At 67.2% G+C, this 26139-nt stretch carries 22 protein-coding genes and 1 riboswitch; of the genes, 16 read left to right on the top strand and 6 right to left on the bottom strand.

The window, feature by feature from the left end; genetic code table 11:
- Nucleotides 1-7: 7 nt before the first annotated feature.
- The 3 genes from ACTAQI_RS07980 to ACTAQI_RS07970 are packed head-to-tail and all read right to left on the bottom strand — an operon-like array spanning nt 8 to nt 4694.
- The gene (locus ACTAQI_RS07980; RefSeq protein WP_457951015.1) at nt 8-979 is read right to left on the bottom strand and encodes an NAD-dependent epimerase/dehydratase family protein; all 972 of its coding nucleotides are present in this window, start codon (nt 977-979) and stop codon (nt 8-10) included.
- Nucleotides 976-3648 (bottom strand): alpha/beta fold hydrolase, encoded by a 2673-nt coding sequence (locus ACTAQI_RS07975; RefSeq protein WP_457950498.1) that lies wholly within the window; start codon nt 3646-3648, stop codon nt 976-978. The genes ACTAQI_RS07980 and ACTAQI_RS07975 overlap by 4 nt, the downstream gene beginning before the upstream one ends.
- Nucleotides 3642-4694, bottom strand: coding sequence for a 3-oxoacyl-ACP synthase III (locus ACTAQI_RS07970; RefSeq protein WP_457951014.1), 1053 nt, complete (start codon nt 4692-4694; stop codon nt 3642-3644). Before ACTAQI_RS07970 ends, ACTAQI_RS07975 begins: the two co-directional genes overlap by 7 nt.
- 199 nt (nt 4695-4893) lie before the next feature.
- Between ACTAQI_RS07970 and smc the strand changes: the two genes are divergently transcribed.
- Together smc and ftsY are read left to right on the top strand one after the other, a co-directional pair.
- Nucleotides 4894-8481 carry a chromosome segregation protein SMC gene (gene smc / locus ACTAQI_RS07965; protein ID WP_457950497.1) on the top strand — a complete coding sequence of 1196 codons (3588 nt, stop codon included), beginning with the start codon at nt 4894-4896 and terminating at the stop codon, nt 8479-8481.
- Nucleotides 8482-8583: 102 nt separating this feature from the next.
- A complete protein-coding gene (gene ftsY / locus ACTAQI_RS07960; RefSeq protein ID WP_457950496.1) occupies nt 8584-9789 on the top strand; it encodes a signal recognition particle-docking protein FtsY in 1206 nt (401 codons plus the stop codon).
- Between the two features lie 41 nt (nt 9790-9830).
- Here the strand turns inward: ftsY and ACTAQI_RS07955 are convergent, their stop codons facing one another.
- Complete coding sequence (locus tag ACTAQI_RS07955; protein WP_457950495.1) at nt 9831-11072, bottom strand: MFS transporter; 1242 nt, start codon at nt 11070-11072, stop codon at nt 9831-9833.
- Nucleotides 11073-11298: 226 nt separating this feature from the next.
- Between ACTAQI_RS07955 and ACTAQI_RS07950 the strand changes: the two genes are divergently transcribed.
- Together ACTAQI_RS07950 and ACTAQI_RS07945 are read left to right on the top strand one after the other, a co-directional pair.
- Complete coding sequence (locus ACTAQI_RS07950) at nt 11299-12651, top strand: ammonium transporter (RefSeq protein WP_457950494.1); 1353 nt, start codon at nt 11299-11301, stop codon at nt 12649-12651.
- The gene (locus ACTAQI_RS07945; protein WP_307089431.1) at nt 12648-12986 is read left to right on the top strand and encodes a P-II family nitrogen regulator; all 339 of its coding nucleotides are present in this window, start codon (nt 12648-12650) and stop codon (nt 12984-12986) included. Before ACTAQI_RS07950 ends, ACTAQI_RS07945 begins: the two co-directional genes overlap by 4 nt.
- 69 nt (nt 12987-13055) lie before the next feature.
- Here ACTAQI_RS07945 and ACTAQI_RS07940 read toward each other — a convergent pair whose 3' ends face one another.
- Complete coding sequence (locus ACTAQI_RS07940; protein WP_457950493.1) at nt 13056-14459, bottom strand: glucose-6-phosphate dehydrogenase; 1404 nt, start codon at nt 14457-14459, stop codon at nt 13056-13058.
- 84 nt (nt 14460-14543) lie between these two features.
- Here ACTAQI_RS07940 and ffh point away from each other — a divergent pair, with 84 nt between their 5' ends.
- Both ffh and ACTAQI_RS07930 read left to right on the top strand, forming a co-directional pair.
- Nucleotides 14544-16127 carry a signal recognition particle protein gene (gene ffh / locus ACTAQI_RS07935; RefSeq protein WP_457950492.1) on the top strand — a complete coding sequence of 528 codons (1584 nt, stop codon included), beginning with the start codon at nt 14544-14546 and terminating at the stop codon, nt 16125-16127.
- 42 nt (nt 16128-16169) lie between these two features.
- The gene (locus ACTAQI_RS07930) at nt 16170-16904 is read left to right on the top strand and encodes an alpha/beta fold hydrolase (protein ID WP_457950491.1); all 735 of its coding nucleotides are present in this window, start codon (nt 16170-16172) and stop codon (nt 16902-16904) included.
- Here the strand turns inward: ACTAQI_RS07930 and thiC are convergent.
- Nucleotides 16901-18727, bottom strand: a complete 1827-nt coding sequence (gene thiC, locus ACTAQI_RS07925) for a phosphomethylpyrimidine synthase ThiC (RefSeq protein WP_457950490.1) — start codon at nt 18725-18727, stop codon at nt 16901-16903. The two genes, ACTAQI_RS07930 and thiC, sit on opposite strands and share 4 nt — an antisense overlap.
- Nucleotides 18723-18830, bottom strand: a riboswitch (TPP riboswitch). (Overlaps the previous gene by 5 nt.)
- Before the next feature lie 79 nt (nt 18831-18909).
- On the opposite strand from thiC, the gene ACTAQI_RS07920 reads away from it, so the two are divergent.
- The 10 genes from ACTAQI_RS07920 to lepB (ACTAQI_RS07875) all read left to right on the top strand — a co-directional run bounded on the left by ACTAQI_RS07920 (nt 18910) and on the right by lepB (ACTAQI_RS07875) (nt 26137).
- Complete coding sequence (locus ACTAQI_RS07920; RefSeq protein ID WP_457950489.1) at nt 18910-19992, top strand: amidohydrolase family protein; 1083 nt, start codon at nt 18910-18912, stop codon at nt 19990-19992.
- 100 nt (nt 19993-20092) lie between these two features.
- On the top strand, nt 20093-20968 hold the full coding sequence (locus ACTAQI_RS07915; protein ID WP_457950488.1) for a VOC family protein: 876 nt from the start codon (nt 20093-20095) through the stop codon (nt 20966-20968).
- A 142-nt stretch (nt 20969-21110) separates the two neighbouring features.
- Complete coding sequence (locus ACTAQI_RS07910; RefSeq protein WP_457950487.1) at nt 21111-21566, top strand: hypothetical protein; 456 nt, start codon at nt 21111-21113, stop codon at nt 21564-21566.
- 244 nt (nt 21567-21810) lie between these two features.
- Complete coding sequence (gene rpsP / locus ACTAQI_RS07905) at nt 21811-22233, top strand: 30S ribosomal protein S16 (RefSeq protein ID WP_018768286.1); 423 nt, start codon at nt 21811-21813, stop codon at nt 22231-22233.
- A 1-nt stretch (nt 22234) separates the two neighbouring features.
- Entirely contained in the window at nt 22235-22477 is a 243-nt protein-coding gene (locus ACTAQI_RS07900; protein ID WP_018759999.1) for an RNA-binding protein, read from the top strand.
- A 116-nt stretch (nt 22478-22593) separates the two neighbouring features.
- On the top strand, nt 22594-23139 hold the full coding sequence (gene rimM / locus ACTAQI_RS07895) for a ribosome maturation factor RimM (protein WP_457950486.1): 546 nt from the start codon (nt 22594-22596) through the stop codon (nt 23137-23139).
- Complete coding sequence (gene trmD, locus ACTAQI_RS07890) at nt 23140-23952, top strand: tRNA (guanosine(37)-N1)-methyltransferase TrmD (protein WP_457950485.1); 813 nt, start codon at nt 23140-23142, stop codon at nt 23950-23952.
- A 235-nt stretch (nt 23953-24187) separates the two neighbouring features.
- The gene (gene rplS, locus ACTAQI_RS07885) at nt 24188-24547 is read left to right on the top strand and encodes a 50S ribosomal protein L19 (protein WP_457950484.1); all 360 of its coding nucleotides are present in this window, start codon (nt 24188-24190) and stop codon (nt 24545-24547) included.
- 84 nt (nt 24548-24631) lie between these two features.
- Complete coding sequence (lepB, locus tag ACTAQI_RS07880; protein ID WP_457950483.1) at nt 24632-25309, top strand: signal peptidase I; 678 nt, start codon at nt 24632-24634, stop codon at nt 25307-25309.
- Entirely contained in the window at nt 25310-26137 is an 828-nt protein-coding gene (gene lepB, locus ACTAQI_RS07875) for a signal peptidase I (RefSeq protein ID WP_457950482.1), read from the top strand.
- Nucleotides 26138-26139: the final 2 nt, after the last annotated feature.

The following is a 26139-nucleotide window of genomic DNA, read 5'->3' as shown; positions in this document are numbered from 1 at the left end:
GGCCAGTTCAGCGGGAGCCGTAGTAGTCGGCCAGCTGTGCCAGCCCCTCGTCGATGGACACAGCGGGAGTCCAGTCGAGTTGTTCCTGGGTCTCCCGCTGGTCGAACCAATGGGCCGTGGACAGCTGTTCGGCAAGGAACCTGGTCATGGGCGGTTCGTCCTGTTTGCCAAGTTTGAGCCACGCCTTTTCCACCACTGACCCTGCCATGCGGGCAAGCTTTCCCGGCACAGACCAGGACGGCGCGGGCACGCCGCCAGCAGCGCAAATTCCGGCAATCAGTTCGCCTACCGGCCGCGGCTCCCCATTGGTGACCACCAGCGCCCTGCCGTGGATGTAACTGATGCGGTCCAAAGCGGCAACGATCGCTTCCGCTGCATTGTCCACATAGGTAGTGTCGATCAGCGCCGCGCCCGCATCCATTAGCGGCAGCCGGTTCCGGGCCGCCCGCGCCAGCACCCGTTCCACCAGCTGGGTGTCTCCCGGCCCCCAGACCACGTGCGGCCTTATGGCGGCGATACGGAAGTCCGGAGCGTCCGCGGCAAGGGCCAGCAGCTCCGCCTGCGCCTTGGTGCGGGCGTAGTCGCCGTGGGCGCGGTCCGGATCCGCCGGCCCTGCGCCAAGTCCTGCGATGGCGGCGCCCGAGTTGGCCACCGAGGGGGAGGACACAAAGACCAGGTCGCGCACACCCGCCTCGCGGGCGGCAAGAAGCAGGCGGCGGGTGCCCTGGACGTTCACCTCGTCAAACTCTGCGGTCCGGCCGGTGAAGGAGACCTTGGCGGCCAGATGGATGACCGCCTCAGCGTCCCGGACGGCAGCCCTGACAGCGGCATCGTCGGCGAGGGAACCGCAATGGTCCGCCGCGCCCTCGACCCCTGAGGGCCGCCGCTGGAAGGTGGTGACCGCGTGGCCACTGCGTACCAGAAGGCCGGCTACTTTCCGCCCCAACAGGCCGCTTGCGCCGGTGACCAGGACTTTCATGGCGTCCCCGGACGGCCGCCGGCCAGTACCGATGAGGCCCATTGGGACAGCCGTGACCTGTCGATCTTCGCGTTGTGGCGGATATCAGTAGGCTGCGTGGGGACAACCAGGACCGCCGCCACGGACACGCCTGCCATGCGGGCAGCACCCCGCACCTTCGCGGCCAGTTCCGGGCCGGCAGGGCCGGCCTTACGGGCAGGCGGGACGGTTTCGACGACGGCGGCGATGGCCTGGGTGCCGGCCGGTCCTACACCTACGACGGCGGCCATGCGGACATCACCCAGGCGTTCGATGGCCTGTTCGGCGCCAACCGGCGTGACCACCGCACCGGGCGCAGTGATGACGTGCGCAAGGCGCCCCTCCACCCACAGCCGGCCGTCGTCGTCGAAATGACCCACATCGCCGGTGCGGTGCCATCCAGCTGGACCGGCGCTCACCTTTTCGGTCAGCCAAAGCCGGTCGTAGGCATCCTTGACGTGCGGCGCGCTGACCAGGATTTCTCCTGTTACCCCGGCGTCAGTCACCGGCGCAGTCCCGGGGGCGGTGCCGTCGGCTGCCAGCGGGATCACGGCTGTGCGGGCGCCATGTACCGGCCGGCCGACGCAGACGCCGTTGCCGGCCCCTGGCATCGTTCCGGCGCGGGCGTCGGCCGTGGCGGCCTGGATCTGTTCGAAGTTGATGTCCGTGACAGGCAGGGCCTCGGTCATCCCGTACGGGGTGTGCAGCGAGGCTGCAGGCATGAGCCGCCTCACCTCTGCAAGGAGCGGTTCCGGAACCGGCGCGCCGGCGGAGAGCAGCAGTTCAACGCATCCAAGTGCCGCGGTGCCCTCTGTGGTGAGCCCGTTCCTGGTGGCAACGACGTTGCGCAGGGCGGCAGGAGACGCGAAAACCACCGTTGCGTCGATGGCCGCGGCAGCATCGGCGAGCGCGCGCGCCGTCAGGGTGCGGGGCGCGGTGACATCCATGGCCGGCGTCACGGACACCGTTCCCAGTGCCGGCCCCAACAGTGCGAAGGGCGCGAAACCCGCCACCAGCCGGTGGCCCGGCTGGATTCCGAAGGTTTCTGCCACGGTGTCCCGCATGGCTGCCAGCTGCCGGTGTGTGTAGAGCACGCCCTTGGCAGGACCGGTGGAGCCGGAGGTAAAGAGCACGGCGGCGGGGGAGTCGGGGTCCGGGGAGTGGGCACTGCCGTCCACTCCGGTGCGTCCACCCTGACCGGCGCCGGCCTGGGCCAGGGCGGCGAGGGAGGTTTCCACGCCGAGGAGCCGGCGGCGCCCGGCCGGCAGGTCGCGCACGCTGATGCGCCTGGCCGCCCATCCCAGTGCCCGGGCAGCGGCCAGGGCCTTGTCGATCCCGATCAGGACGTCGGGCGTCGCGCCCTTGACCGCCCGGCTCAACCCCTTGGTACCCAGGCCGGCATCGGCGACAACCACCACCGCTCCCAACCGCAGACAGGCGTACAGGGCTACGGTCAGGTCAACCCCGGGCGGAATCATCAGGCTCACCCGGGTGCCCGGCCCTACTCCTGTCTTCCGGAGGCCCGCCGCGAGGTGGTTAACGCTCGTTTCCAGTTGCTTCCACGTCAGCGAGCGGGCTGGGCTGCCGTCCGCGGCCATTTCGACGACGGCCGTCCCGCCGCCGGAGGGTCCTGCCGACAGTTCCCCAAGGCGGGCCCACAGGGGCCTGAAGGCCGGGGCGGCCGTCGCCGTGCCGGCTGCAGCAGACCCGTTTCCGCCGTGCGTGACGCGGCCGGCAAGCCAGTCGAAGACCGCCGGTGCGATGTTTCGGTCTTCTGCCACGAGATGTCCCGCGCCCTCGTAGCGGTGCACGTCCGCGTGGGGGATGCGGGTGATCAGGTCCTTCAGGTAGCGGTCGGAGAAAATGGGGTCCCGCGGGCCCCAGAGCATGAGGGCCGGCACATCCAGTCCGCGCACACCTTCCGCCACGCTGTTGAGGGCGGCGAAGCTGGGGTGCGACGCATCAACGGGAATGTCTGCGACGAAGTTGCCCACCCCCGCACGGCGTGAGGATCCGCGGTAAGGGGCCATGAAGGCGTCCCGCACGTCCGCGGCCAGCGGCGGGTGTGCCAGCGAATGCGTCACCCTCAGGAAGGCGTCCGTGGTGGTGGTTCCCCACGTGTGCACGGCGGGGTGCAGGGCCAGGCGCAGTGCCGGCGGGATGGGGGATCCGGCGGGCTGGTGGACGGCGGTGTTGGTCAGCACCACGCCGGCCAGCTGGTCGCGGTGGGCCAATGCCCAGCCGAGGCTGACCACCCCGCCCCAGTCGTGGCCCACGGAGACCACTGGTCCGATAAGGGCGAGTGCGTCGGTGAGGTCGCCCAGGTCATTGATCCTGTCGGCCAGCCGCCGGAAGGTGCCGGTGCGCTCCGAGAAACCCATGTCCAGCTGGTCCACGGCCACCACGCGCCACGGATGTGCCGGGTCGGATCCGGCAGCCAGCAGGCTCCGCCACAGGTAGGACCAGGTGGGGTTGCCGTGGACGCACAGCAGCGTTCCCAACGGCGTCAGGCCGCGGCGGGAGAGTTCTTCTCCATTGTCCAGCAGGTGCCAGCGGCGCACCGTGCCGGGGGCGTCAGCGCTTGACGTGGAGGGAACATCGATCTCGCGGGACCACTCGGCGTTGACGCCCGGCCAGTCTGCGATCACCAAACGATTTCCAGCATGGCGGTGTTCAGGCCGGATCCGACGCCCATGCACAACACCCGGTCACCGGTTCCCAGGGACTGTGCCTCGGCGGCGAGCGTCATGGGAAGCGATGCCGGTCCCACGTTGCCCCAGTGCGGGAACGTGATGGGCACCTTGTCCGGGTCCAGGTCGATCGCATCGATGATGGCCTGTGTGTAGGCGTTGCTTACCTGGTGCGTGACGTAGCGGTCCATCGCGGCCCAGTCCCACTCGGGCTGGGCTTCCTGCCATGCGTCGACGACGAGCTGGAGGCCGCCGTCGAGCAGTCCCTTCGTGTCGGTGTTCATGCCGTCGATGCCGCCCACGCACAGCTCGTGGTGCTCGGTGCCGGCACGCATTACGCCGCCAACCACGCGGTGCGCTCCGGGGTGCTCATCCGCCGGCCCCAGGACGGCCGCTGCTGCCCCGGATCCCAGCGTCAGCGTGGCAAATTCCCGGTTGAAGTCAGCCCGCGTGGTCTCGGGCCGCTGCAGCCGGGCCAGGGTGGCCTCCTGCGTCAGTTGGGCGTCCTCGCCGTTGACAATGACGGCGTACCTGATCTGTCCCGAGTCGATCATGTTGGCTGCCAGGGTCAGGGCGTTGACGAATCCCAGGCAGGCGTTGGCGAGGTCGAAGTTCATGGCCGACGGCGGCAGGCTGAGGCTGTGGTGGATCTTCACCGCCACGGAGGGCTCGAGGTTCCGCCGCGTTACCGACGTGTTGATCAGCAGGCCGACGTCGGACGCTTCGATACCCGCCTCGGCCAGGGCCTTGGCGCCGGCTTCCGCCGCAGCATCGTCGAACGATGTTCCGGCAGCCCACCAACGGCGGTGCGTGATGCCCGCCACGCGTTCGAGCAGCCGCGGCGGAAACTTGAGCCGCTGCAGGGTTGATGCCAGCCGGCGGTCAAAGTCCGTGGAGCTCACAATCCTCGGAGCCTCGACGCTGCTCACCGAGAGCAGCGCGGTATTGCTGTGGCGGAAGGTTGCATTACCTGCCAATTCAAGCCCCTCTTCGTTTCCGTCCCGCATTCCTGCGGTGACTGTACCCACAAAAACGCAGGCTCAAGAGCTTAACTATGCCTTTGTGGTGCCGGATCATGCATATTCACCCGTCGCACCGGCGTCGGCTCCCGGGCGCTGCTGCGGGGAATTGTCGGCCCTGCGCAGTAGATTGTAGTGAGCCGGTTCCAGCAAAGTGCCCTACCCGCTCCAGGAGACCAGAAAAGCCTTGCACCTCAAAAGCCTCACCGTCCGGGGGTTCAAGTCCTTTGCGTCTGCCACCACCTTCGACTTCGAACCCGGCGTTACCGCCGTCGTGGGTCCCAACGGATCCGGCAAGTCCAACGTGGTGGATGCCCTGGCCTGGGTCATGGGCGAGCAGGGGGCCAAAACCCTGCGCGGCGGCAAGATGGAGGACGTCATTTTTGCGGGGACGTCCGGGCGTCCGCCGCTGGGCCGCGCCCACGTTTCGCTGACCATCGACAACACCGACGGCGCCCTCCCCATCGAGTACAGCGAAGTGACGATTTCCCGGACGCTGTTCCGGACGGGCGGCTCTGAATACGCCATCAATGGTGCCGGCTGCCGGCTGCTTGATATCCAGGAACTGCTCTCCGACTCCGGGCTGGGCCGGGAAATGCACGTCATCGTGGGCCAGGGCCAGCTGGACCGCGTGCTGCACGCCACCCCCGAGGACCGCCGCGGCTTCATCGAGGAGGCCGCGGGAATCCTCAAGCACCGCCGGCGCAAGGAACGGACCGTCCGGAAGCTGGAGGCCATGCAGGCCAACCTCCAGCGCCTTACCGACCTCACGGGGGAGATCCGCCGCCAGCTCACGCCCCTCGGCAAGCAGGCGGAGGTGGCCCGCCGCGCCCAACGCGTCCAGTTCGACGTCCGGGACGCCCGCGCCCGCCTTCTCGCCGATGACCTCGTCCAGCTGCAGCAGGCGCTGGAGCAGGACGTGGCGGACGAGGCCGCGCTGAAAGCCCGGCGGAGCGCCGTCGAGCAGGAACTCGAGGCAGGGCGCAGGCAGCAGGCAGCGCTGGAGCAGCTGGCAGCCGAAGCCACGCCCCGGCTCAATGCCGCCAGGGACACCTGGTACCGGCTCTCCACTGCACGTGAACGGCTCCGGTCGCTCGGCTCGCTGGCCACCGAACGGAGCCGCCTGCTGGGTTCCGAGGATGCCGCGCCTTCCTCCGGCCGGGACCCGGAACAGCTCGAGCGCCAGGCAGCCAGGGTGCGGCAGGAGCTGGCCGAACTCGAACAGGACATCCAGGCCAGGCGGGCCGCACTGGACACGGCCAGCGCCGCCAAGGCTGAAGCGGAGCAAGCGGCCCAGGCTGAGGACCGGCGACTCACTGCCCAGCTCCGGGCAGCAGCTGACCGGCGGGAGGGCCTTGCCCGCCTGGCCGGACAAGTAGCCGCTGCCAGGTCCCGGGTGGAGTCCGCGCAGGCGGAACTCGGACGGCTGCGCGAATCCCTTGCCGCAGGCACGGAACGGCGTGCCCGGGCCCAGGCTGAATTCACGGCGCTGGAAAACCAGGTGGCCGGCGTGGAGGAGGGCGAAGAATCCCTCGACGCCGATTATGAGGCCGCCAGCGACGTCCTGGATGCCGTACTTCAGGAGATCGCGGATCTCAAGGCCGCCGTCAACGAGGGGGTGCGCAAGCGGGACGCCCTCGCCGCCCGCCTCGATGCCCTGAAGCTCGGCCTTGACCGCAAGGACGGTGCCAGGCACGTACTGGAGTCCGGGTTCCCCGGAGTGCAGGGAAGCATTGCTGCCGGGATCACCGTTCAGGGCGGTTACGAGGCCGCCCTCGCCGCCGCCCTTGGGGAGGCATCCGAGGCCGTACTCGTCCAGGACGGGGAAACAGCGGGCGCCGTGCTGAGACGGCTCAAGGACGACGACGCCGGGCGGGCGTCGCTGCTCCTCGCATCGGCTGCGGCACTCCACCGGGGCGACGGGAACGACGCATCCCTGCCTGACGGAGCGCAGTGGGCTGCTGACCTGGTCGACGGACCTGCGGGGCACGCCTCCCTGGTCCGGCACCTGCTGTCCCGCACCGCCGTCGTCACCGGCATCGACGCCGCGGCCGCCCTGGTGGCCGCGCTGCCCGGACTGACGGCCGTCACCCGCGAGGGCGACGTCTTCACCGCCGTCTCTGCCACCGGCGGCTCCGCCAAGGCGCCGTCCCGCCTTGAGGTGCAGGCGGCAGTGGACGACGCCGACCGCGGACTTTCGGCGGTCACCGCGGACCTGGAGCGGAACAGGTTCGCCCTGGCCGCCGCCGAGGCCCGGCGCACCGGGGCGCAGGAGGAAGCGGACGCTGCCCTTGACAAGCTGCACGAATCCGATGCCCGCCTCGCCGCCGTTGCAGAACGCCTGGGCCACTTGAACTCCGTCCTGCGCAGCGCCGTTGGCGAGAGCGAACGGCTGGCAGCGTCCCTGGCCAGGGCCGAAGGCAACGTCGCGGCGGAGGAAGAAGCGCTCGCCGCTGTTACCGCCCGTCTGGCCGCGGCGCAGGAAGCACCTGTGGAAGAGGAACCCTCCACGGAGCAGCGCGACGCGCTGGCCCGTGCCGCATCCGCCGCCCGCGCAGCCGAGGTGGAGGCGCGGTTGTCCCTGCGCAGTGCCGAAGAGCAGCTGGTGGCCACCCGCAACAGGGTGGCGTCCCTGGAACGTGCCGCCGCCACCGAACGCCGTGCCCGTGAGGAGGCGGCGGAGCGTGCCCGGCGCCGCCGCGTCCAGGCCAGGCGGGCGGCCGCCGTTTCCGCAGGGGTGGAACTGGCGCTTGGCTATGTGGACGTTTCTGTTGACCTTGCCCGGCACGAGCGCGACCTGGCCGAGGAGAACCGCGAGCTGCGTGACCGCGGGCTGCGGGACATCCGGGAGGCGAATGAGGCCCTGGCCAGGGAACTGGCCCAGCTCACTGACAACGTGCACCGGGACGAACTGGCCCGGGCCCAGCAGCGTGCCAGGATCGAGGCTCTGGAAACCCGCTCGGTGGACGAGCTCGGCATCACCCCCGAAGCCTTGGTCGCGGAGTTCGGGCCGGACGTGCCGGTTCCTGTGCCCGCGGAGGAATCCGGCGACAAGTGGGCGGCCCTGCGGACCCCGGTTGATGCGGACGGGGAAGAAATCAGGGAGGGGAAGCCCTACGTGCGGCAGGAGCAGGAGAAGCGGCTGCGGAAGGCCGAACGCGACCTCGCCAGCCTGGGCAAGGTAAACCCCCTGGCGCTGGAGGAATTCGCGGCACTGGAGGAGCGGCACCAGTTCCTCAGTACGCAGCTCGAGGACCTGAAGGCCAGCCGGCGGGATCTGCTGGACATCATCAAGGAAGTTGACGACCGGGTCCAGCGGGTCTTTGCCGAAGCATTCGAGGATACCCAGGCCCAGTTCGTCAGGGTCTTCGAGCGGCTCTTTCCCGGCGGCGAGGGCCGCCTGGTCCTGACTGATCCTGCGGACATGCTCACCACGGGCATCGAAGTGGAGGCCCGCCCTGCGGGCAAGAAGATCAAACGGCTGTCACTGCTCTCGGGCGGGGAACGGTCCCTGACCGCAGTGGCGCTGCTGGTGGCCATCTTCAAGGCGCGGCCTTCGCCGTTCTACGTCATGGACGAGGTGGAGGCGGCGCTCGATGACACCAACCTCGGCCGGCTGATCACCATCTTCGAAGAACTCCGGGAATCCAGCCAGCTCATTGTCATCACCCACCAGAAGCGGACCATGGAAGTGGCGGACGCGCTGTACGGCGTCACCATGCGGGGCGACGGCGTCTCCACCGTCATCAGCCAGCGCCTCGGCGCGGAGGTGTAGCACCGGCGCGAAGACGCAGCAGCAGGCGGGACGGGCAAAGGGGCAGGTCAGGGGCGCAGCGGCCGCCGGAAGCGGTAAGGCCGTTTGTGAGAAGCTAGGGGAGTGAATGACATCCTTCCCATTGTCCTGTCCATCCTCGTTGCGCTGGTGGTCATCGGCGGCCTGATTCCGGTCCTGCTCAAGACGCGGAGGAACATCACGCGGTACCCGGGTACACGGGACGCCAACGATCCGGAAATCCGCGCGGGCGGCAGCACCGCTGTGGCGGACAGGGACGGAACCATCGAGCGCACGCCTCCCGGGAGCGTGGACCTTGAGGGGCTGGACACCACTACGGTTCCGGATGACGTTGCAGGGCTGGAAACCATCCCCGTCGAAACCCCGCTGCCTGTCGCGGGGCGCCTCACCCGCCTGCGCGAACGGCTTGCCCGCTCCAACAACATCATGGGCAAGGGCCTGCTGGCGCTGCTGTCCAGCGACCGGATCGACGAGGGCGTCTGGGACGAGGTGGAGGAAACCCTCCTGCTCGCGGACCTGGGAACCGGGCCCACCATGCAGCTGGTGGACGCCCTGCGGGAGCGGGTCAAGGTGCTGGGCACCCGGACCCCGGAACACGTCAAGGCCATGCTCCGCGAAGAACTCATCAAGCTCGTGGACCCCACCATGGACCGCAGCCTGAACGTCACCCGCCATGCCGACAAGCCCGCCGTGATGATGGTGGTGGGCGTGAATGGCGTCGGCAAGACCACCACCGTTGGCAAGCTGGCGCGCGTGCTGGTGGCAGAGGACAAGGACGTCCTGCTTGGCGCTGCGGACACGTTCCGCGCCGCCGCCGCCGAACAGCTGGCCACGTGGGGGCAGCGCGTCGGCGTCCCCACCGTGAAGTCGGATATCGACGGCGCCGACCCCGCGTCCGTTGCCTACGAGGCCGTGAAGGCAGGCATCGAACAGGAAGTCGACGTTGTCATGATCGACACCGCCGGGCGCCTGCAGAACAAGGTGGGCCTGATGGATGAACTGGGCAAGGTCAAGCGCGTGGTGGAGAAGCTGGCCGAGGTGGACGAGGTCCTGCTGGTCCTGGACGCCACTACCGGCCAGAACGGCCTGAACCAGGCTCGGGTCTTCTCCGAGGTGGTCAACATCACCGGCATCGTCTTGACCAAGCTGGACGGAACCGCCAAGGGCGGCATCGTCGTCGCCATCCAGAAGGCCCTGGGCGTGCCCGTCAAACTCATCGGACTGGGCGAAGGCGCCGACGACCTTGCCCCCTTCGACACCGAAGGCTTTGTCGACGCCCTGCTGAACTGAACCTGCTGATCTGACCAGCCCGCCCTGGCCTGCAGCGCAGGCTAGGAACCGGCCTTACGCAGGGTTTCGCGCGTGGGCAGCCAGCCAACGGCGGCCAGGAGCATGATGCCCCCGGTCACGCCGAAAGCCCAGCCGAAGCCCAGCCTGTCGGCGAGCATACCTGCCACGAGCGGCCCGACGATCGCTCCGACGTCGGACGTCATCTGGTACGCGGCCAGCACCTTGCCCCCGGAGCGCGCATTGCCAATGACATCGGCGACGGCGGCCTGCTGGGCGGGACCGAAGAGGCCGGACCCGACGCCGGCCAGCGTCGATGCCGCAAGGAACCAGGGCAGGTCGGAGGTAATGCCGATCGCTGCCGTGGACAGGGCTGCCACCAGCAGGCCCCAGATCATCATTGGTTTGCGTCCCAGGGAGTCCGCCAGACGCCCCGAAAAAGTCAGGGCGGCGGCGTTGCCGGCAGCGAACACTGCCAGTGCAAGGCCGGCCGCCTGCGGGCCTGCTCCGAAGGCCGCCGCGGCGAACAGCGGCACCGTTGCCATCCGGACGCCAAAGGTTGCCCACCCGTTGGCAAAACTGGAGATTAGGGCGGACCGGTAGGTTCCGGCAGCCAGGGCTTCGCCAAAGCGCATGTCTGGTGGACGGTTCTGTACCTCGCTCCCTCCCCGGCGCTGGTGGCTGAGCTGGGTCTGGACGACGAACGCGGCCACCAGCAGGGCGGCGGCGTAGGCGAGGAATGGGACCCGCAGGCCCAGCCCCGCCAGCAGGCCACCCACAATCGGTCCGCACACATTCCCGATCAGGAAGGAGGACGCGTAGGCTCCTGAAACCCGGCCCCTGCTCTTGGGCGGTGCCAGCCGGACCACCAGGGCCATTGATGCCACCGTGAACATCACGGACCCCGCCCCGCCGAGGCCGCGGAACAGCAGCAGCTGCCAATAGTCCTGGGCAAAGGCACACGCTGCGGTGGACAGCGCCACGATCAGCAGCCCGGCCACATAGACGGGTCGTTCGCCGCGCTTGCCGATCAGGGCACCGCCGGCAGGGGCAAACGCCAGGCGCATGAAGGCGAAGATCGCCACGATGACCGCGGCCTCTGTGTTCCCCACCCCGAAGGTTGTTGCGAACTGGGGCAATACAGGCGCAACGAGCCCGAATCCAAGCGCAATGAGGAACGCGGCGGCCAGCATCACCTTGATGTCGCGGGGAAGCTTCTCCCGCTGCGGCCTTAGCCGGGCCAAAAACCTCGAGGTGGCACCGCTTTCGCGGGGTGTTGCCGTCATGGTGCAGGAGTCCTTGCAGGAAAGGGAGCCGGGTGGCTGCGCGGGTGCGGAAACATAACCGTAACAAGGCGGATATGCACCATTTACTTCCTAGAGGTTGTTGTAACAGGCCGGCAATCTAAATCCTCCGCGGGCGAAACACGCCGCCCACAGACTCTTTACAGGACGCAAAAAGGCGTTGGCAGGCGGAGTACTCCGCAAGATTCGATGAGAGAGGACGTGCACCATGGAACTTACCGCAGGTCACGTTTGGGTCATGGTGGCGGCAGCCCTTGTGCTGTTCATGACACCCGGTCTGGCATTTTTCTACGGCGGCATGACCCGCGCCAAGGCAGCCCTGAACATGATGATGATGAGCTTCATCTCCATCGGCATGGTGGGCGTTGTCTGGGTGCTGTGGGGCGCCTCCATGAGCTCCGGTGAAGGATTCCTGGAAATCGTGGGGAACCCGTTCGCCACGTTCGGCCTTGAGGGCATCACCACCCCTGACGGTCTGATCAAGGTGGGCTACGCCGCCACCTTCGCCATCATCACGGTGGCATTGATCAGCGGCGCCATCGCCGACCGCGCCAAGTTCGGCGCCTGGTCCGTCTTCGTCCCCGTGTGGGTCACCCTGGTGTACTGCCCGCTGGCCTACATGGTGTGGGGCGGCGGTCTCTTCGGCCCCGAAGGCGCCATTGGCAAGGCCCTCGGCCCCGCCATCGACTTCGCCGGCGGCACCGTGGTCCACATCAACGCCGGTGTGGCCGCACTGATCCTGGTCCTGATCATCGGCAACCGCAGGGGCTTCGGCAAGGACCCTAACCACCGCCCTCACAACATCCCGTTCGTCATGCTCGGTGCGGCCATCCTCTGGTTCGGCTGGTTCGGCTTCAACGGCGGCGCGGCAACCACTGCCGAACAGGGCGGCCTGATCTGGGTCAACACCCTCGCGGCCCCGGCAGCGGCCATGCTCGGCTGGCTGGTCACCGAGCGCATCCGTGATGGACACCCGACCTCTCTCGGTGCCGCATCCGGCGTTGTGGCAGGCCTCGTTGCCATCACCCCGGCCTGCGCCAACGTCAGCCCGGTCGGTGCCCTTGGCCTCGGCGTTGTGGCCGGTGTGGCTTCCGCCCTTGCCGTCGGCCTGAAGTTCCGCTGGGGCTTCGATGACTCCCTGGACGTCGTCGGCGTCCACTTGGTCTCGGGCATCATCGGAACCGTGGCACTGGGCTTCATCGCACTGCCCACTGACGGTGTTGGCGGCGGCCTCTTCTATGGCGGCGGACTCACCCAGCTCTGGGCACAGCTCGCGGCAGCCGGCATCGCCATCGCCTACTCAGCGGTCCTGACCTCAATCATCGCGCTGGCCATCCACAAGACCATGGGCTTCCGGGTCTCGCAGGAACAGGAAACGGTGGGTGTGGACCTCAGCCTGCACGCCGAGACTGCCTACGAGTTCGGCCTCAGCGGCCACGGCGGAAGCTTCCAGCCGCTGCACGACATGATCACCGGCAAGGCCCAGGGCGAGTCCCACGAGCCGGCACCCGGTACGCAGAAGTCTCAGTCAGCAACAGGTAAGGAAAGCGTGGGGGCATGAAACTGATTACTGCAATCATCAGGCCGGAAAAGCTCGAAACCGTCAGGGAAGGACTGGAAGCCTACGGCGTCCAGGGCCTGACCGTCAGCGCAGCCAGTGGATACGGCCGGCAGCGCGGCTACACCGAGGTCTACCGCGGAGCCGAATACAACGTGGACCTCTTGCCCAAGATCCGGGTGGAAGTCCTGGCCACGGATGAGCAGGCCGACGACATCCTGGACGTGATCATTGCCAGTTCCAATACCGGCAGGGCCGGGGACGGCAAGGTCTGGACCATGGACGTCCATGAAGCAGTACGGGTCCGGACCGGGGAACGCGGAGTAGCCGCGATTTAGGGCGGACGCAGCACCAACAGGACGGGCGGGAACCGCAAGGTTCCCACCCGTCCTGTCCGTCGTTAAGGCTCAGTCCTTGCGCCGGTTGGTGGGCCAGGACGCCGGGCCGGCCGAACCGGCGTCGTATTCTTCAAGCGGGACCTTGCCCTGTTCCCACGCCTTGAGCACCGGTTCAACAATCCGCCAGCAGTCCTCCGCCGTGTCGCCCCGGACGGACAACAGCGGGTCGCCTGTCAACACGCCTTCCAGCACTTCGCCGTACGGCAGGAGGTCGGAGGCGCTCAGTTCCGCTTCCAGGGTGACCCGGCCCAGGCTGAAGATGTTGCCGGGACCGTTGACATCGACGTCGAACTCCAGCGTGTCCGGACCGAAACCGATCCGCAGCTGGTTGGGGGAGTCCACCCCGGTAAAGCCCCGGGGCAGGTGGGGCACCGGAAGGAAGGTGACCACCGCTTCCTTGCGCTTGTCGCCCAGGGCCTTGCCGGAGCGCAGGATGAAGGGGACGCCCCGCCAGCGCCAGTTGTCGATGTCCACCCGGATCTCGGCCAGCGTCTCAGTTTCCCTGCCTGGATCCACGCCGTCCTCCCTGGCGTAGTCCGGCACGTCCTTGCCGGCCACAGTGCCCGCCGTGTAGCGGGCCCTGTGCGTTGAGTCGGTGAACGGGGCGCTGACGCTGCTGGCGCGAAGGACGGCGGAGACGGCATCGCGGAGGTCGCGCTCGCCGATGGTGGCGGGAGGTTCGATTGCCATGAGGGCCATGACCTCCAGCAAGTGGCTCTGGATCATGTCGCGGAGGGCGCCGGCGCCGTCGTAGTAGCGGGCGCGGCCTTCCAGCGCCAGGTCCTCATCAAAGAAGATCTCCACCCTTTCCACATGCTGCCTGTTCCATACCGGCTCCAGGAAGTTGTTGGCGAACCGCAGGCCCAGGATGTTCAGGACCGTGGCCTTGCCCAGGAAGTGGTCCACCCTGTGGATGTGGTCCTCAGGGACCAAACGGGCGAGCGTCCGGTTGAGGGAACGGGCGGACTCCTCGCTGGAGCCGAACGGCTTCTCCATCACCAGGCGGGTGCCTTCCGGAACCTCTTCCGGCTGGATCGTCTCGCAGGCCAGCTGGCTGATGCGGGGCGGAAGGGCAAAGTAGACGGCCACCGGGCCTTTCAGTCCGGAGAGCAGGGCAGCAAGGGCGCCCTTGGCTGTGACGTCCACCTGGTGGTACGCCGTCTCCTTCTGCATGGACTCCAGTGCGTCCTTCCCATGCTCGTCGGCTGCGCCGGCCGCCGCGGCAAACGAGGACTGGACCCTCTCCCGCCACTGTTCCGGTGTCCATGGATCCGAGCCGGCCCCCACCAGGGTGAGGCCCTCCGCCCGGCCTGCCGCAACAAGCCGGGCGAGGCCCGGCAGGAGGAGCCGGCCGGTGAGGTCGCCCGAGGCACCAAGGATGAGCAGGGTTTTCACAGTTGTTTGGCTCGTCATTTTGCCAGCATGCCATCTACCGTGCCTGACTTGATACCCTAGATAGTCGAGTCCCGATCATCTCCTGAAAGAAGTTCACGGCGCGTGTTCAATTCACTCTCTGACCGGTTGACAGCAACCTTCAAGAATCTCCGCGGCAAGGGCCGCCTTACGGAGGCCGATGTTGATGCCACCGTCCGCGAGATCCGCCGTGCCCTTTTGGACGCCGACGTCGCCGTTCTGGTGGTCCGCGAGTTCACCGGACGGGTCCGCGAACGCGCACTGGGTGCCGAGGTTTCGGCTGCGCTGAACCCCAGCCAGCAGATCGTCAAGATCGTCAACGAGGAACTCCAGGAGATCCTCGGCGGCGAAACCCGGCGGATCCGGCTGGCCAAGAACGGCCCCACCGTCATTATGCTCGCCGGCCTCCAGGGTGCCGGCAAGACCACCCTGGCCGGCAAGCTGTCCAAGTGGCTGAAGGCCCAGGGCCACAGCCCTATGCTGGTGGCCTGTGATCTGCAGCGCCCCAACGCCGTCACCCAGCTCCAGGTGGTGGGCCAGCGCGCCAACGTGCCTGTCTTCGCCCCGCACCCCGGAGCCACCTCCACGGAGCTGGACCAGCCCGCAGGCGACCCCGTCGCCGTCGCCCGTGCCGGCGTCGAGGAAGCCCGCCAGAAGCTGCACGACGTCGTTATCGTCGACACGGCCGGCCGCCTGGGCGTGGACGCCGGCATGATGGAACAGGCGCGCCAGATCCGCCGCGCCATCGTGCCCAACGAAGTCCTCTTCGTGATCGACTCCATGATCGGCCAGGACGCCGTGAACACGGCGCTTGCCTTCGATGAAGGCGTGAACTTCACTGGCATCGTGCTGTCCAAGCTCGACGGCGACGCCCGCGGCGGTGCCGCGCTTTCGGTCGCGTCGGTCACCGGCAAGCCGGTCATGTTCGCCTCCACCGGCGAAGGTTTGGATGATTTCGAACTCTTCCACCCGGACCGGATGGCTTCCCGAATCCTGGACATGGGCGACATCCTCACGCTCATCGAACAGGCCGAAAAGGCCTGGGACAAGGATGAAGCCGCCCGGATGGCGAAGAAGTTCGCCGACCAGGAAGACTTCACCCTGGAAGACTTCCTGGCCCAGATGCAGCAGATCCGCAACATGGGCTCCATGAAGAAGATGCTCATGATGATGCCGGGTGCGCAGAACATCCGGCAGCAGCTCGAACAGTTCGACGAGCGCGAGATCGACCGCGTTGAGGCGATCGTCCGGTCCATGACCCCGCACGAGCGGCTGGCGCCCAAGATCATCAACGGCTCACGGCGTGCCCGCATCGCCCGTGGCTCCGGCGTCCACGTGTCCGAGGTCAACGGCCTGCTGGAGCGCTTCGCCCAGGCCCAGAAGATGATGAAGAAGATGGCCCAGGGCGGCATGCCGGGGATGCCCGGGATGCCCGGCCTGCCCGGAGCGGGCGGCGGTGCGCGGAAGAACGCCAAGAACGCGCCGAAGAAGAAGCCGAAGTCGGGAAACCCGGCCAAGGCAGCACAGGAGCGCAAGGAAGCGGAGGCCCGCCGTGCCAACGCTGCGAAGGCACTGCCCACCGGCGCGGCCTTCGGCCAGCAGGGCGGCGACTTCGATCCGTCTCAGCTGAACCTGCCCAAGGGCTTCGACAAGTTCCTGGGCAAGTAACAGTTCCCCACGGATGTCGGCACCGTGGAATAGGGTTGGGACATGTTCAAGCAGAGGGTAGTGTTCGTGCACGGCGCCGGAACTTTCGGCGCCGCGGCATGGCCGCGCCAGCACGGCATGGCACTGTCCTATGACGCCCTGTTCCTGCGCCGGCACGGCTACGATGCCGTCGCGGAGCCGCAGGAGTCATCGTTTGCGGAAGACACCGCGATCATCCTGCGGTCCCTTGCCGACGACGGCCGCGGCGCCGCCGGCGGACACGTGGTGGCACACTCCCAGGGGGCAATCGCTGCCATGATGGCCGCCGTCGAACGTCCGGACCTGGTCTTTTCGTTGACCCTGGTGGAGCCGGCCTGCCTCTCCCTGACAGCGGAGTTGCCGGCCACGGCGGCCCACATCAGCCTGATGCAGCCCCTCTTCGACGTGCGCCACCAACTCAGCGACGAAGACTTCCAGCGCGAATTCGTCCGGCGCGTCTACGCCACCGACCTCCAGCAGCCCGCCACCACCGAGGAAAAACGGTCCGCGCGGCGGCTGCGGCTGCAAGCGCCGTCGTGGGAGGCGCCGCTGCACATTGTTCCCGGCGTGCCCACGTTGGTCCTGACCGGCGGCTGGGAGCCCCTCTATGAGGAGATTGCCGGCTACCTCCGCGAGACCGGCGCCCTGCACCGCGTTGCCGCGGGCGGGCACCGGCCTCACGATTCCCCGGACGGGGACCAGGCCATCCGGCAGTTCATCAGCGGGGTCAGCCGGAGCCAGACGGCCCGGGCGTCCTAGCCTTCCGCGGGAACCCGCAGCTCGGGGAGGTATACCTTTCCGCCGGACGCCAGGAACTCCTCGCTCTTCTCCCGCATCCCCGATGCCATCCCCGCCAGCGCTGCCTGCGCCTCCGCGGACCCGAATTCGTCGCGGATGTCCTGGCTGATCCGCATGGAGCAGAACTTGGGCCCGCACATCGAACAGAAGTGTGCCGTCTTGGCGGGCTCGGCAGGCAGGGTCTCGTCGTGGAATGCCTCCGCCGTCACCGGGTCCAGGGACAGCGCGAACTGGTCCCGCCAACGGAATTCGAACCGCGCCTTGGACAATGCGTCGTCCCGTTCGTGCACCCCCGGGTGGCCCTTGGCGAGGTCCGCTGCGTGCGCGGCGATCTTGTAGGTGATCACTCCGGTCTTCACGTCGTCCTTGTTGGGCAGTCCCAGGTGCTCCTTGGGGGTGACGTAGCAGAGCATGGCCGTGCCGTACCGGGCAATCTCGGTGGCGCCAATTGCTGAGGTGATGTGGTCATAGCCGGGAGCGACGTCCGTCACCAGCGGTCCCAGGGTGTAGAACGGCGCTCCCTTGCAGAGTTCCTGCTGCCGCTCGACGTTTTCCCTGACCAGGTGGAAAGGAACGTGGCCGGGCCCTTCCACCATCACCTGTACGTCGTACTCCCAAGCGCGTTGGGTGAGCTCGGCAAGGGTGTCCAGTTCCGCGAACTGGGCGGCGTCGTTGGCGTCCGCCGTCGAGCCGGGGCGCAGACCGTCGCCCAGGGAGAAGGCAACGTCGTACTTGGCGAAGATTTCACACAGTTCATCGAAGTGCGTGTACAGGAAGTTTTCCTGGTGGTGCGCCAGGCACCAGCCGGCCATGATGGAGCCGCCGCGCGAGACAATGCCCGTCACCCGGTTGGCCGTGAGCGGGACGTACCGCAGCAGCACCCCGGCGTGGATGGTCATGTAGTCCACCCCCTGCTCGCACTGTTCAATGACCGTGTCCCGGAAAATTTCCCAGGTCAGCGCATTGGCCTCGCCGTTGACTTTTTCCAGGGCCTGGTAGATGGGTACCGTGCCAATCGGAACAGGGGAATTGCGGATAATCCATTCCCGAGTGGTGTGGATATCGTCGCCGGTGGACAGGTCCATGACGGTGTCGGCGCCCCATTGCGTGGCCCACTGCAGCTTGTCCACCTCCTCGGCAATGGAACTTGTCACGGCCGAGTTGCCAATGTTGGCGTTGATCTTCACCAGGAAGGCCTTGCCGATGATCATCGGCTCGGACTCCGGATGGTTGATGTTGCTCGGGATGATCGCGCGCCCGGCAGCAAGTTCACTCCGGACAAGCTCCACGTCGCAGTTCTCGCGCAGCGCCACGAAGCACATCTCCTGCGTAATGACCCCCTGCCGGGCGTAGTGCATCTGGGTCACCGTCCTGCCGTCGACGGCGCGGCGGGGCACCGGCTGCGCGCCCTTCCACTCCGCAGAGGCAGCCCCGCGGCGCACAGCGGAGCGGCCGTCGTCGAGCAGGTTGCGCTCCCTGCCGCTGTAGGCCTCGGTATCTCCCCGCGCGGTGATCCACTCCGAGCGGAAAGGTTGCAGGCCCCGGACGGGATCGCTGCCGGGCCCGGCCGTCCTGTACGTCCGGAAGGGCGCGTTCGGCTGGCCGTTGGGGGACGGCTCAAGGGCAATCTCCGTCACCGGTACCCGGATTCCATTCCCGGCATCTTCGATGAACGCCAGTGATTGCGACTTCAAGGACTGGGTCACCGGGGCCCCGGGTTGAACGCCTGGCTCCCCGGCGGACGGCATGCGGGCAGGGTTGATCTGGGTATTTTGCGTACTCAAGGGAATACTCACTTCCTTCGCCGGCATTACCCGGACAGGTTCAACGGTCGCAGGCCGCGTCAGCCCGATCTCAGCCCCTGCAGGGGCACCCGTGTGGTCAGGAACGAAGCTACCACAGCCTCCCGGAAGAACGCCGTCACATTCGCTGGTGCTAGCCTGTCCGGGCATCGGAAGGAGCCAGGATGGCAGAAGTAATCGAGTTCAGCGGTCCCGTTTTGACCGGGCCGCAGACCGTGGAGCACGGAGCCTGGTCGGTGGACGGCCGGCTCACATTCACCCGGCCCGCAGCACCGCCGGCCCGGATCCTTGACGGCTGGGTGCTGCCGGGGTTCGTGGACGCCCACTGCCACATAGGGCTGGGCCCGTCCGGTCCCGTGGAGCCCGCTGCCGCCCGGGAACAGGCACTGGCTGACCTCAACGCCGGAACCCTGCTGGTCCGCGACGCAGGCTCACCGGCTGACACCCGCTGGATGCACGGCGGCCGGGACTTCCCCGTGCTCATCCGCGCCGGCCGGCATATTGCCCGGACGCGCCGCTACCTGCGGGGCTTCGCCGAGGAGGTGGAGCCGGAGGGCCTCGTGGAGGCCATGCGCAAGCAGGCGCGCGACGGCGACGGCTGGGTCAAACTGGTGGGGGACTGGATTGACCGGCGTGCAGGTGACCTGGCCCCCTCCTTTCCCGCCGCCGTCGTACGCGATGCCGTCCAGGCCGCCCATGACGAGGGCGCACGGGTGACGGCGCACTGCTTCGCCGAGGACACCCTGGACCAGATGCTTGACGCCGGCATTGACTGCATCGAGCACGCCACCGGCCTCCTGCCCCGGCATCTGCCCCGGTTCGCCGAACAGGGCGTACCGATCGTGCCCACCCTCATCAACATCGCCACGTTCCCTGACATTGCCGCGCAGGCGGAACCCAAGTTCCCGCGCTACGCCGCGCACATGCGTGCCCTCTGGGAACGCAGGCGGGAACGGGTGGCGGAGGCCCATGCCGCGGGTGTGCGCCTATTTGCCGGCACCGATGCCGGCAGCGTGATCCGCCACGGCAGGATCGCAGACGAGATCCTTGCCCTGCACGGCGCGGGCCTGCCCATGGACGCTGCGCTGGATTCCGCCTGCTGGGCAGCCCGTGCATGGCTGGGAGCGGATGGACTGGAGGAGGGGGCGCGCGCCGACGTCGTGGTGTGCCGGGAAGACCCGCGGGCCCTACCTGAAACAATCACGGCGCTGGAACATGTGGTGCTGCGCGGCCGAATCATCCGCTGACTAAAACGAGTCCCGGGGACTTGGAATAAATTGAAGCTTCAAGTAATTTTAATGTGTGACAGGCCGTCAACGGGACGGCCGCCAATGCAAGGAGCCTTCAATGACCGCATCCGCCAGCAGCCAGGATCTTCTTCCTGCCGATCTCGCCATGGGCACCGTGATGCTCAAGGTGGGCGACATGAAGGTCATGACCGACTACTACCAGCGCGCCCTTGGCCTCAAGGTGGTGGCTGAGCAGGACGGCGGGCTTTACCTTGGCAGGCTCGGCCGGCCGTTGGTCCACCTTGCGCCGGCCCCCGGGCTGCACCTTCCCGGCAGGGGAGAGGCTGGCCTGTTCCACACCGCACTGCTGTTCGAGGATCAGGCCTCCCTTGCTGCCACCGTCGCCACGGCTGCGCAGTACGAGCCGCGGGCCTTCACCGGCAGCGCAGACCACCTGGTGAGCGAAGCCTTCTACTTCACCGACCCTGAGGGCAACGGCATTGAACTGTACTGGGACCGCCCGCGCAGCAACTGGTCCTGGAACGGGACCGATGTTGTCATGGACAGTCTGGCACTGCCGCCGCAGCGGTACCTGGAGCAGTACCTCACCGAGGAGTCCCTTGAAGGCCAGCGGCAAACAGCCGCCGGCGTTGGCCATGTCCACCTCCAGGTGGGCGATGTCCAGACCGCGCGGGACTTCTACGTGGGAACCCTGGGGTTCGAAAAGACGGCGGGCTGGCACGGGCAGGCATTGTTCGTTTCCGCAGGCCGCTACCACCACCACATGGCCATGAACGTCTGGAACAGCCGCGGTGCCGGCCCCCGCAAGGACACGCTGGGGCTGGGCGAGGTGCTCATCGAAGTTCCTTCAGGGGACGACGTCGGCGCGCTGACTGACCGCCTGAAGGTGGCCGGAGTGCCCGCGCACCACACCGGCGCAGAGCTTCGGTTCGAAGACCCATGGCGCAACCGGATCCGGGTGGCCGCCCGCTGATCGACCCCCCTTCCCGCGGCATGCCTCGGGACGCGGGGCGGGCGTGCGCCGGCAGGTCCGCAACTACTAGGCTGATTCCGTACGGCCGGGCCGCAGGCAGCGCCCGGCGCGCAGCTCCGCCAACGGAAGAAGGGCACCAGCCATGGGCTTCACCGAGATCTTTGTCGCCACCCATGACGCCGCGCTGAAACGCGCCGGCATCCTTGACGAAGGAAGCAGCTCCTCCGCGGACGGCGCTGCCGCAGGCCAGACGGTGCGGATCCAGGGCATCAGCGACTTCGAGGTGGAGCAGCTCGGCGATCTTGCCGGGACTGCCGTCCACGCCGGCGGAGCCGATTATGAGCTGACCATGGTGGACGTGGCCAGCGACTCCCTCCTGGCCGTTCCGCCGGCCATGGTCCGCGCCCTGGCGGACCTGCTCACCTACGAAACCGAAGGCGAGGGCAATGTCCTCGACGACGTCGCCGGGCAGTGGGCCGGCCAGGAGGACGTGCCTTTTGGTGCCGCCCAGGCGCGGACCTATGTGCGTCAGCTGGCGGAACTTGCCGCCGGAATCAACGATTCGGAGCGGAACGGACTGTACGTCTGGTCCGCCTGACCCGACCCTGCCCGTTCCTGGCACGTTGGCGTGGCGGCGCAGCCTTCAGGCCGCCTCCGCCGCCACGCGCGGGAGCGCCAAGTCGAAATAACAGCGCTCATCTGGCACAATAAACAGGTACTCGATCTGCGTGGCCCCTCTCTCCGCGTCCGGATCCTGTCCTTCGAGCCCGCAAGTATGGCCCGCCCCACGGGTGCAGAACGCCGGGTTCACCCCTTTTTCTGAAACAGGAGTGACCACAAAAGTGGCCGTAAAGATTCGCCTTAAGCGCTTCGGCAAGATGCGCGCCCCGTACTACCGCATCGTCGTTGCGGACTCACGCACCAAGCGTGACGGCCGTGCCATCGAGGAGATCGGCAAGTACCACCCCACCGAAGAGCCCTCGTTCATCGAGGTTAACTCCGAGCGTGCACAGTACTGGCTCTCCGTCGGCGCACAGCCGTCCGAGCAGGTTGCCGCGATCCTGAAGATCACCGGTGACTGGCAGAAGTTCAAGGGCCTGCCGGGCCAGGAAGGCACCCTCAAGACCAAGGTCGCGAAGGAAGCTTTCGTTGCTCCGGAGAAGGGCTCGGTCATCATCCCGGAAGCCATCACCAAGAAGGCCTCCAAGTCTGACGCTGCCGAGGCCCCGGCCGACGCCGAAGCTGAGACCACCGAGGCTGAGTAGATTGCTGGCAGAAGCGCTGGAGCACCTGGTCCGCGGAATTGTTGATTCCCCGGATGACGTAAAGGTCAGTTCCAAGAACAACCGCCGCGGGGATACCCTCGAGGTGCGCGTTCATCAGGACGACCTCGGACGGGTGATCGGCCGCCAGGGCCGCACTGCACGCGCACTGCGCACCGTGGTGGCAGCGCTGGCCGGCGGCGAACCGGTAAGGGTCGACGTCGTCGACACCGACCGCCGCCGCTGACCGCTCGGCAATATTCGGTTTTGCTCCGGCCCCTCCACCACCAGGTGGAGGGGCCGGAGCTCTTTCACAACACAGTGCTTTCAGTAGAAACACCACAACCCGGAACAGAGGAACAGATGCAGCTTCAGGTGGCACGGATTGGCAAGCCGCACGGCATTCGCGGGGAAGTCACCGTCCAGGTGCTGACCGACGCCCCGGAGGACAGGTTCGTGCCCGGGACGGAGTTCGTGGTTGAGCCTGCCGCGTCCGGTCCCCTGACCGTGAGCAGTGCGCGCTGGAACAAGGACATCCTGTTGCTCGGTTTCGAGGAAGTGGAGGACCGGAACCAGGCCGAGACCCTCCGTGGCGCCAAGCTCTTCATTGAAACCGAAGAGCTGGATGAGGACGACGACGAGGGCTGGTACGAGCACGAACTGGTCGGCTTGGAAGCCCGGGTCGGGTCCCAAGTGGTGGGCAAGGTAACGGCACTGAACACGATGCCGGTGCAGGACCTGCTGGTGGTCACCACCCCGAAGGGCGACGAGATCCTCATCCCGTTCGTGGAGCAGATCGTGCCCGACGTAAACGTCGAGGAAGGCTTCATCCTCCTCACCCCGCCGGACGGCCTCTTCGAAATCAACTCGGACGAAGCCGCTGCTCCGGAAGCGGAAGGCCGGGACTAGATGCGGATCGACGTCCTCAGCATCTTTCCCGAGTACCTTGCCCCGCTTGAACTGTCACTGATCGGCAAGGCGCGCCAGGACGGCATCCTGGACCTGCGCGTCCATGACCTGCGCAGCTTCACCACTGACCGTCACCGGTCGGTCGACGACACCCCTTACGGCGGCGGCGCCGGGATGGTGATGAAGCCCGAACCCTGGGCGCAGGCCCTCGCCGCAGTGGCTGAGGGGCGGCCGGACCCCGGGAGCAAGCCCGTCCTGATCGTTCCGTCGCCGGCCGGCGAGCGTTTCACGCAGGCCCTCGCCTACGAACTGGCGGAGGAACAGCACCTGGCGTTTGCGTGCGGGCGGTACGAAGGCATCGATGAACGCGTCATCGAATGGGCCCAGGATCAGTTCACCGTCCGGCCCGTCAGCCTGGGCGACTACGTGCTTAACGGCGGGGAGGTGGCCGTCCTGGCCATGGTGGAGGCCATCGGCCGCCTTCTGCCGGGAGTGGTTGGCAACCCCGAGTCCTTGGTGGAGGAGTCCCACTCCGACGGGCTGCTCGAGTACCCCGTCTACACCAAGCCCTCCGTCTGGCGTGACCGGGAAGTGCCCCCGGTGCTCCTCAGCGGTAACCACGGGAAGATCGCGCAGTGGCGCCGCCACGAGCAGTACCGCCGGACGGCGGAGCGCCGTCCGGACCTGCTGGAGGGGTTCGACGCCGGCAGCCTCCCGCGTGCGGACCGCACCGAATTGAACAACCTGGGCTACGACGTCGTGGACGGCCGGCTGGCCCGCCGCCCGGAGGCGGCAGCTGAACGGCAGGATTAGCGCCGTCGGAATTGGCGTAACCCCGCTGCTGTGGCAAAATTAACCCTTGTGTCTGCTGGGTCCGCACCTGCCACAGGGGGTAGCGCGGCCAACAGCCTGACAACCGGCCCCATCAACCCTTGAAGCGGCCGGACACTTTACTTCGGCGGCGAGACCCCGGGCTGCATTCCAGCAGCCGGACTTGCCTGCCGTGACCCAAAGTGAATGACCTGTGGCGTTCACCAGGAGTGCAATCATGCATATTCTCGATTCCGTCGATGCAGCTTCGCTGCGCAACGATGTTCCCCAATTCCGCGCGGGTGACACCCTCAAGGTGCACGTGAACATCATCGAAGGCAAGAACACCCGTGTCCAGGTCTTCCAGGGCTTCGTCCTGGGCCGCCAGGGCGACGGCGTGCGCGAAACCTTCACGGTCCGCAAGGTCTCCTTCGGTGTCGGCGTGGAGCGTACCTTCCCGGTGCACTCCCCGATCATCGAAAAGATCGAGGTTGTCACCAAGGGTGACGTCCGCCGCGCCAAGCTGTATTACATGCGTGCACTGCGCGGCAAGGCCGCCAAGATCAAGGAAAAGCGCGACTTCAGCTCCGCCAAGTAAGTCCTCACCGGACTTACCGCCAGGCTGGAGCGCGGCCGTAACCGGCAAGCGCCGGAGCAATGCACCAGCGCCAGGATACGGACCATGCACCAGACAAAACGCCAGCCCCGCAAAATGGGCTGGCGTTTTGTTTTTCCGGCACTGCTCCTTGCCGTCGCCATCAGCGGGCTGGTGAGGTCCCTGTGGCTTGATGTGTACTTCATTCCTTCCGAGTCCATGGAGCCGCTCCTGGAAGGAGGGGACCGGATCCTGGTCTCACGCACCGACTTCCAGGCTGAACCAATCCGGCACGGGGACGTCGTCGTCTTCGACGGGCGCGGAAGCTTCGCGCCCCTGAACAGCGGCAAAGGCCCGCTGGTGGACGCAGCAGCGTCCACGATGCAATGGCTCGGGCTGATCGGCAGCGACACAACGTACGTCAAAAGGGTGATTGGCCTTCCCGGCGACACTGTGGTCTGCTGCGACGCCGCCGGGAAGGTTACCGTCGATGGGGCAGCGCTGGATGAGCCCTACGTTTTCCCTGGCGACGCGCCCAGCACGCAGAAGTTCAGCACCGTAGTTCCGGAGGGCAGGCTTTGGCTGTTGGGGGACCATCGGTCGGTGTCAGCCGATTCCCGGAGCCTGCTCGGTGCCCCGGGCGGCGGACTGGTTCCGCTGGACCGGGTGATCGGCCGGCCCGTCCAGATCCTCTGGCCTCTTGATAGATTTGCTCCAGTAGCACGGCCGCCCGCAGCGGGGCCGACAACACAGAACGGACGGTAAATGCCCGAGAACCACGCGCGGAACCCTGAACCGCGCCATGACGGCGCTTCAGAGACACCGGCTGTTCCAGCTTCCTCCGCGCCCGGTGAAGGCCCGGCGGCGGCCGCACCCGTCCACAGGCGGAACCGGCAGGCGGCGAAAGCTGCCGGGAAGTCCGCCGGCAACCCCCTGCTGGGGTGGCTGAAGGAAATCGCCACCGTAGTGGTCATCGCGGTGGTCCTGTCCTTCCTCATCAAGACCTTCCTGTTCCGTGCCTTCTTCATCCCGTCCGAATCCATGGTCAATACCCTGGACGTGGACGACCGCATTTTCGTCAACCTCCTGGTTCCGGAGCCATTCGCACTTAGCCGCGGGGATGTTGTGGTTTTCCGTGACACCAAAGGCTGGCTGCCGCCGGCCCCGGCCAAGACCCAGGGTCCGTTCACCTGGGTCCAGGACGGCCTGACGTTCGTCGGGCTCCTGCCGGACAACTCGGAGCAGCATCTGGTCAAGCGGGTCATCGGACTGCCGGGCGACCACGTTGTCTGCTGTGACGCGGGCGGTAAACTGACCATTAATGGGGCCGCCGTCGACGAGGCGTACATCAACTCCGCCGAGGTCCCGCAGGTCCGCAACTTTGACGTCACCGTCCCGGAAGGCAAGGTGTGGGTGATGGGTGACAACCGGAACCACTCCGCGGATTCCCGCGCGCACATGGAGACCGACGGGGGATTCGTGAACCTCAAGGACCTGGAAGGCAAAGCTGCCGTCATCGCGTGGCCGCTGAACAGGATCAAGACCCTCGACAACTACCCGGACGTGTTCAAGAACGTGCCGGCGGTCCGCTGACC

Source organism: Pseudarthrobacter sp. alpha12b, from assembly GCF_054130495.1.
Note: the sequence above shows the minus strand (reverse complement) of the source record. Positions and strands in the feature narration are given on the sequence as shown.

What these genes read in the sequence shown, in the direction of transcription:
- ACTAQI_RS07980 (WP_457951015.1), bottom strand. Translation starts at nt 979, where the DNA reads ATGAAAGTCCTGGTCACCGGCGCAAGCGGCCTGTTGGGGCGGAAAGTA.
- ACTAQI_RS07970 (WP_457951014.1), bottom strand. Translation starts at nt 4,694, where the DNA reads ATGCGGGACGGAAACGAAGAGGGGCTTGAATTGGCAGGTAATGCAACC.
- ACTAQI_RS07955 (WP_457950495.1), bottom strand. Translation starts at nt 11,072, where the DNA reads ATGACGGCAACACCCCGCGAAAGCGGTGCCACCTCGAGGTTTTTGGCC.
- ACTAQI_RS07950 (WP_457950494.1), top strand. Translation starts at nt 11,299, where the DNA reads ATGGAACTTACCGCAGGTCACGTTTGGGTCATGGTGGCGGCAGCCCTT.
- ACTAQI_RS07945 (WP_307089431.1), top strand. Translation starts at nt 12,648, where the DNA reads ATGAAACTGATTACTGCAATCATCAGGCCGGAAAAGCTCGAAACCGTC.
- ACTAQI_RS07940 (WP_457950493.1), bottom strand. Translation starts at nt 14,459, where the DNA reads ATGACGAGCCAAACAACTGTGAAAACCCTGCTCATCCTTGGTGCCTCG.
- ACTAQI_RS07930 (WP_457950491.1), top strand. Translation starts at nt 16,170, where the DNA reads ATGTTCAAGCAGAGGGTAGTGTTCGTGCACGGCGCCGGAACTTTCGGC.
- ACTAQI_RS07920 (WP_457950489.1), top strand. Translation starts at nt 18,910, where the DNA reads ATGGCAGAAGTAATCGAGTTCAGCGGTCCCGTTTTGACCGGGCCGCAG.
- ACTAQI_RS07915 (WP_457950488.1), top strand. Translation starts at nt 20,093, where the DNA reads ATGACCGCATCCGCCAGCAGCCAGGATCTTCTTCCTGCCGATCTCGCC.
- ACTAQI_RS07910 (WP_457950487.1), top strand. Translation starts at nt 21,111, where the DNA reads ATGGGCTTCACCGAGATCTTTGTCGCCACCCATGACGCCGCGCTGAAA.
- rimM (WP_457950486.1), top strand. Translation starts at nt 22,594, where the DNA reads ATGCAGCTTCAGGTGGCACGGATTGGCAAGCCGCACGGCATTCGCGGG.
- trmD (WP_457950485.1), top strand. Translation starts at nt 23,140, where the DNA reads ATGCGGATCGACGTCCTCAGCATCTTTCCCGAGTACCTTGCCCCGCTT.
- rplS (WP_457950484.1), top strand. Translation starts at nt 24,188, where the DNA reads ATGCATATTCTCGATTCCGTCGATGCAGCTTCGCTGCGCAACGATGTT.
- lepB (WP_457950483.1), top strand. Translation starts at nt 24,632, where the DNA reads ATGCACCAGACAAAACGCCAGCCCCGCAAAATGGGCTGGCGTTTTGTT.
- lepB (WP_457950482.1), top strand. Translation starts at nt 25,310, where the DNA reads ATGCCCGAGAACCACGCGCGGAACCCTGAACCGCGCCATGACGGCGCT.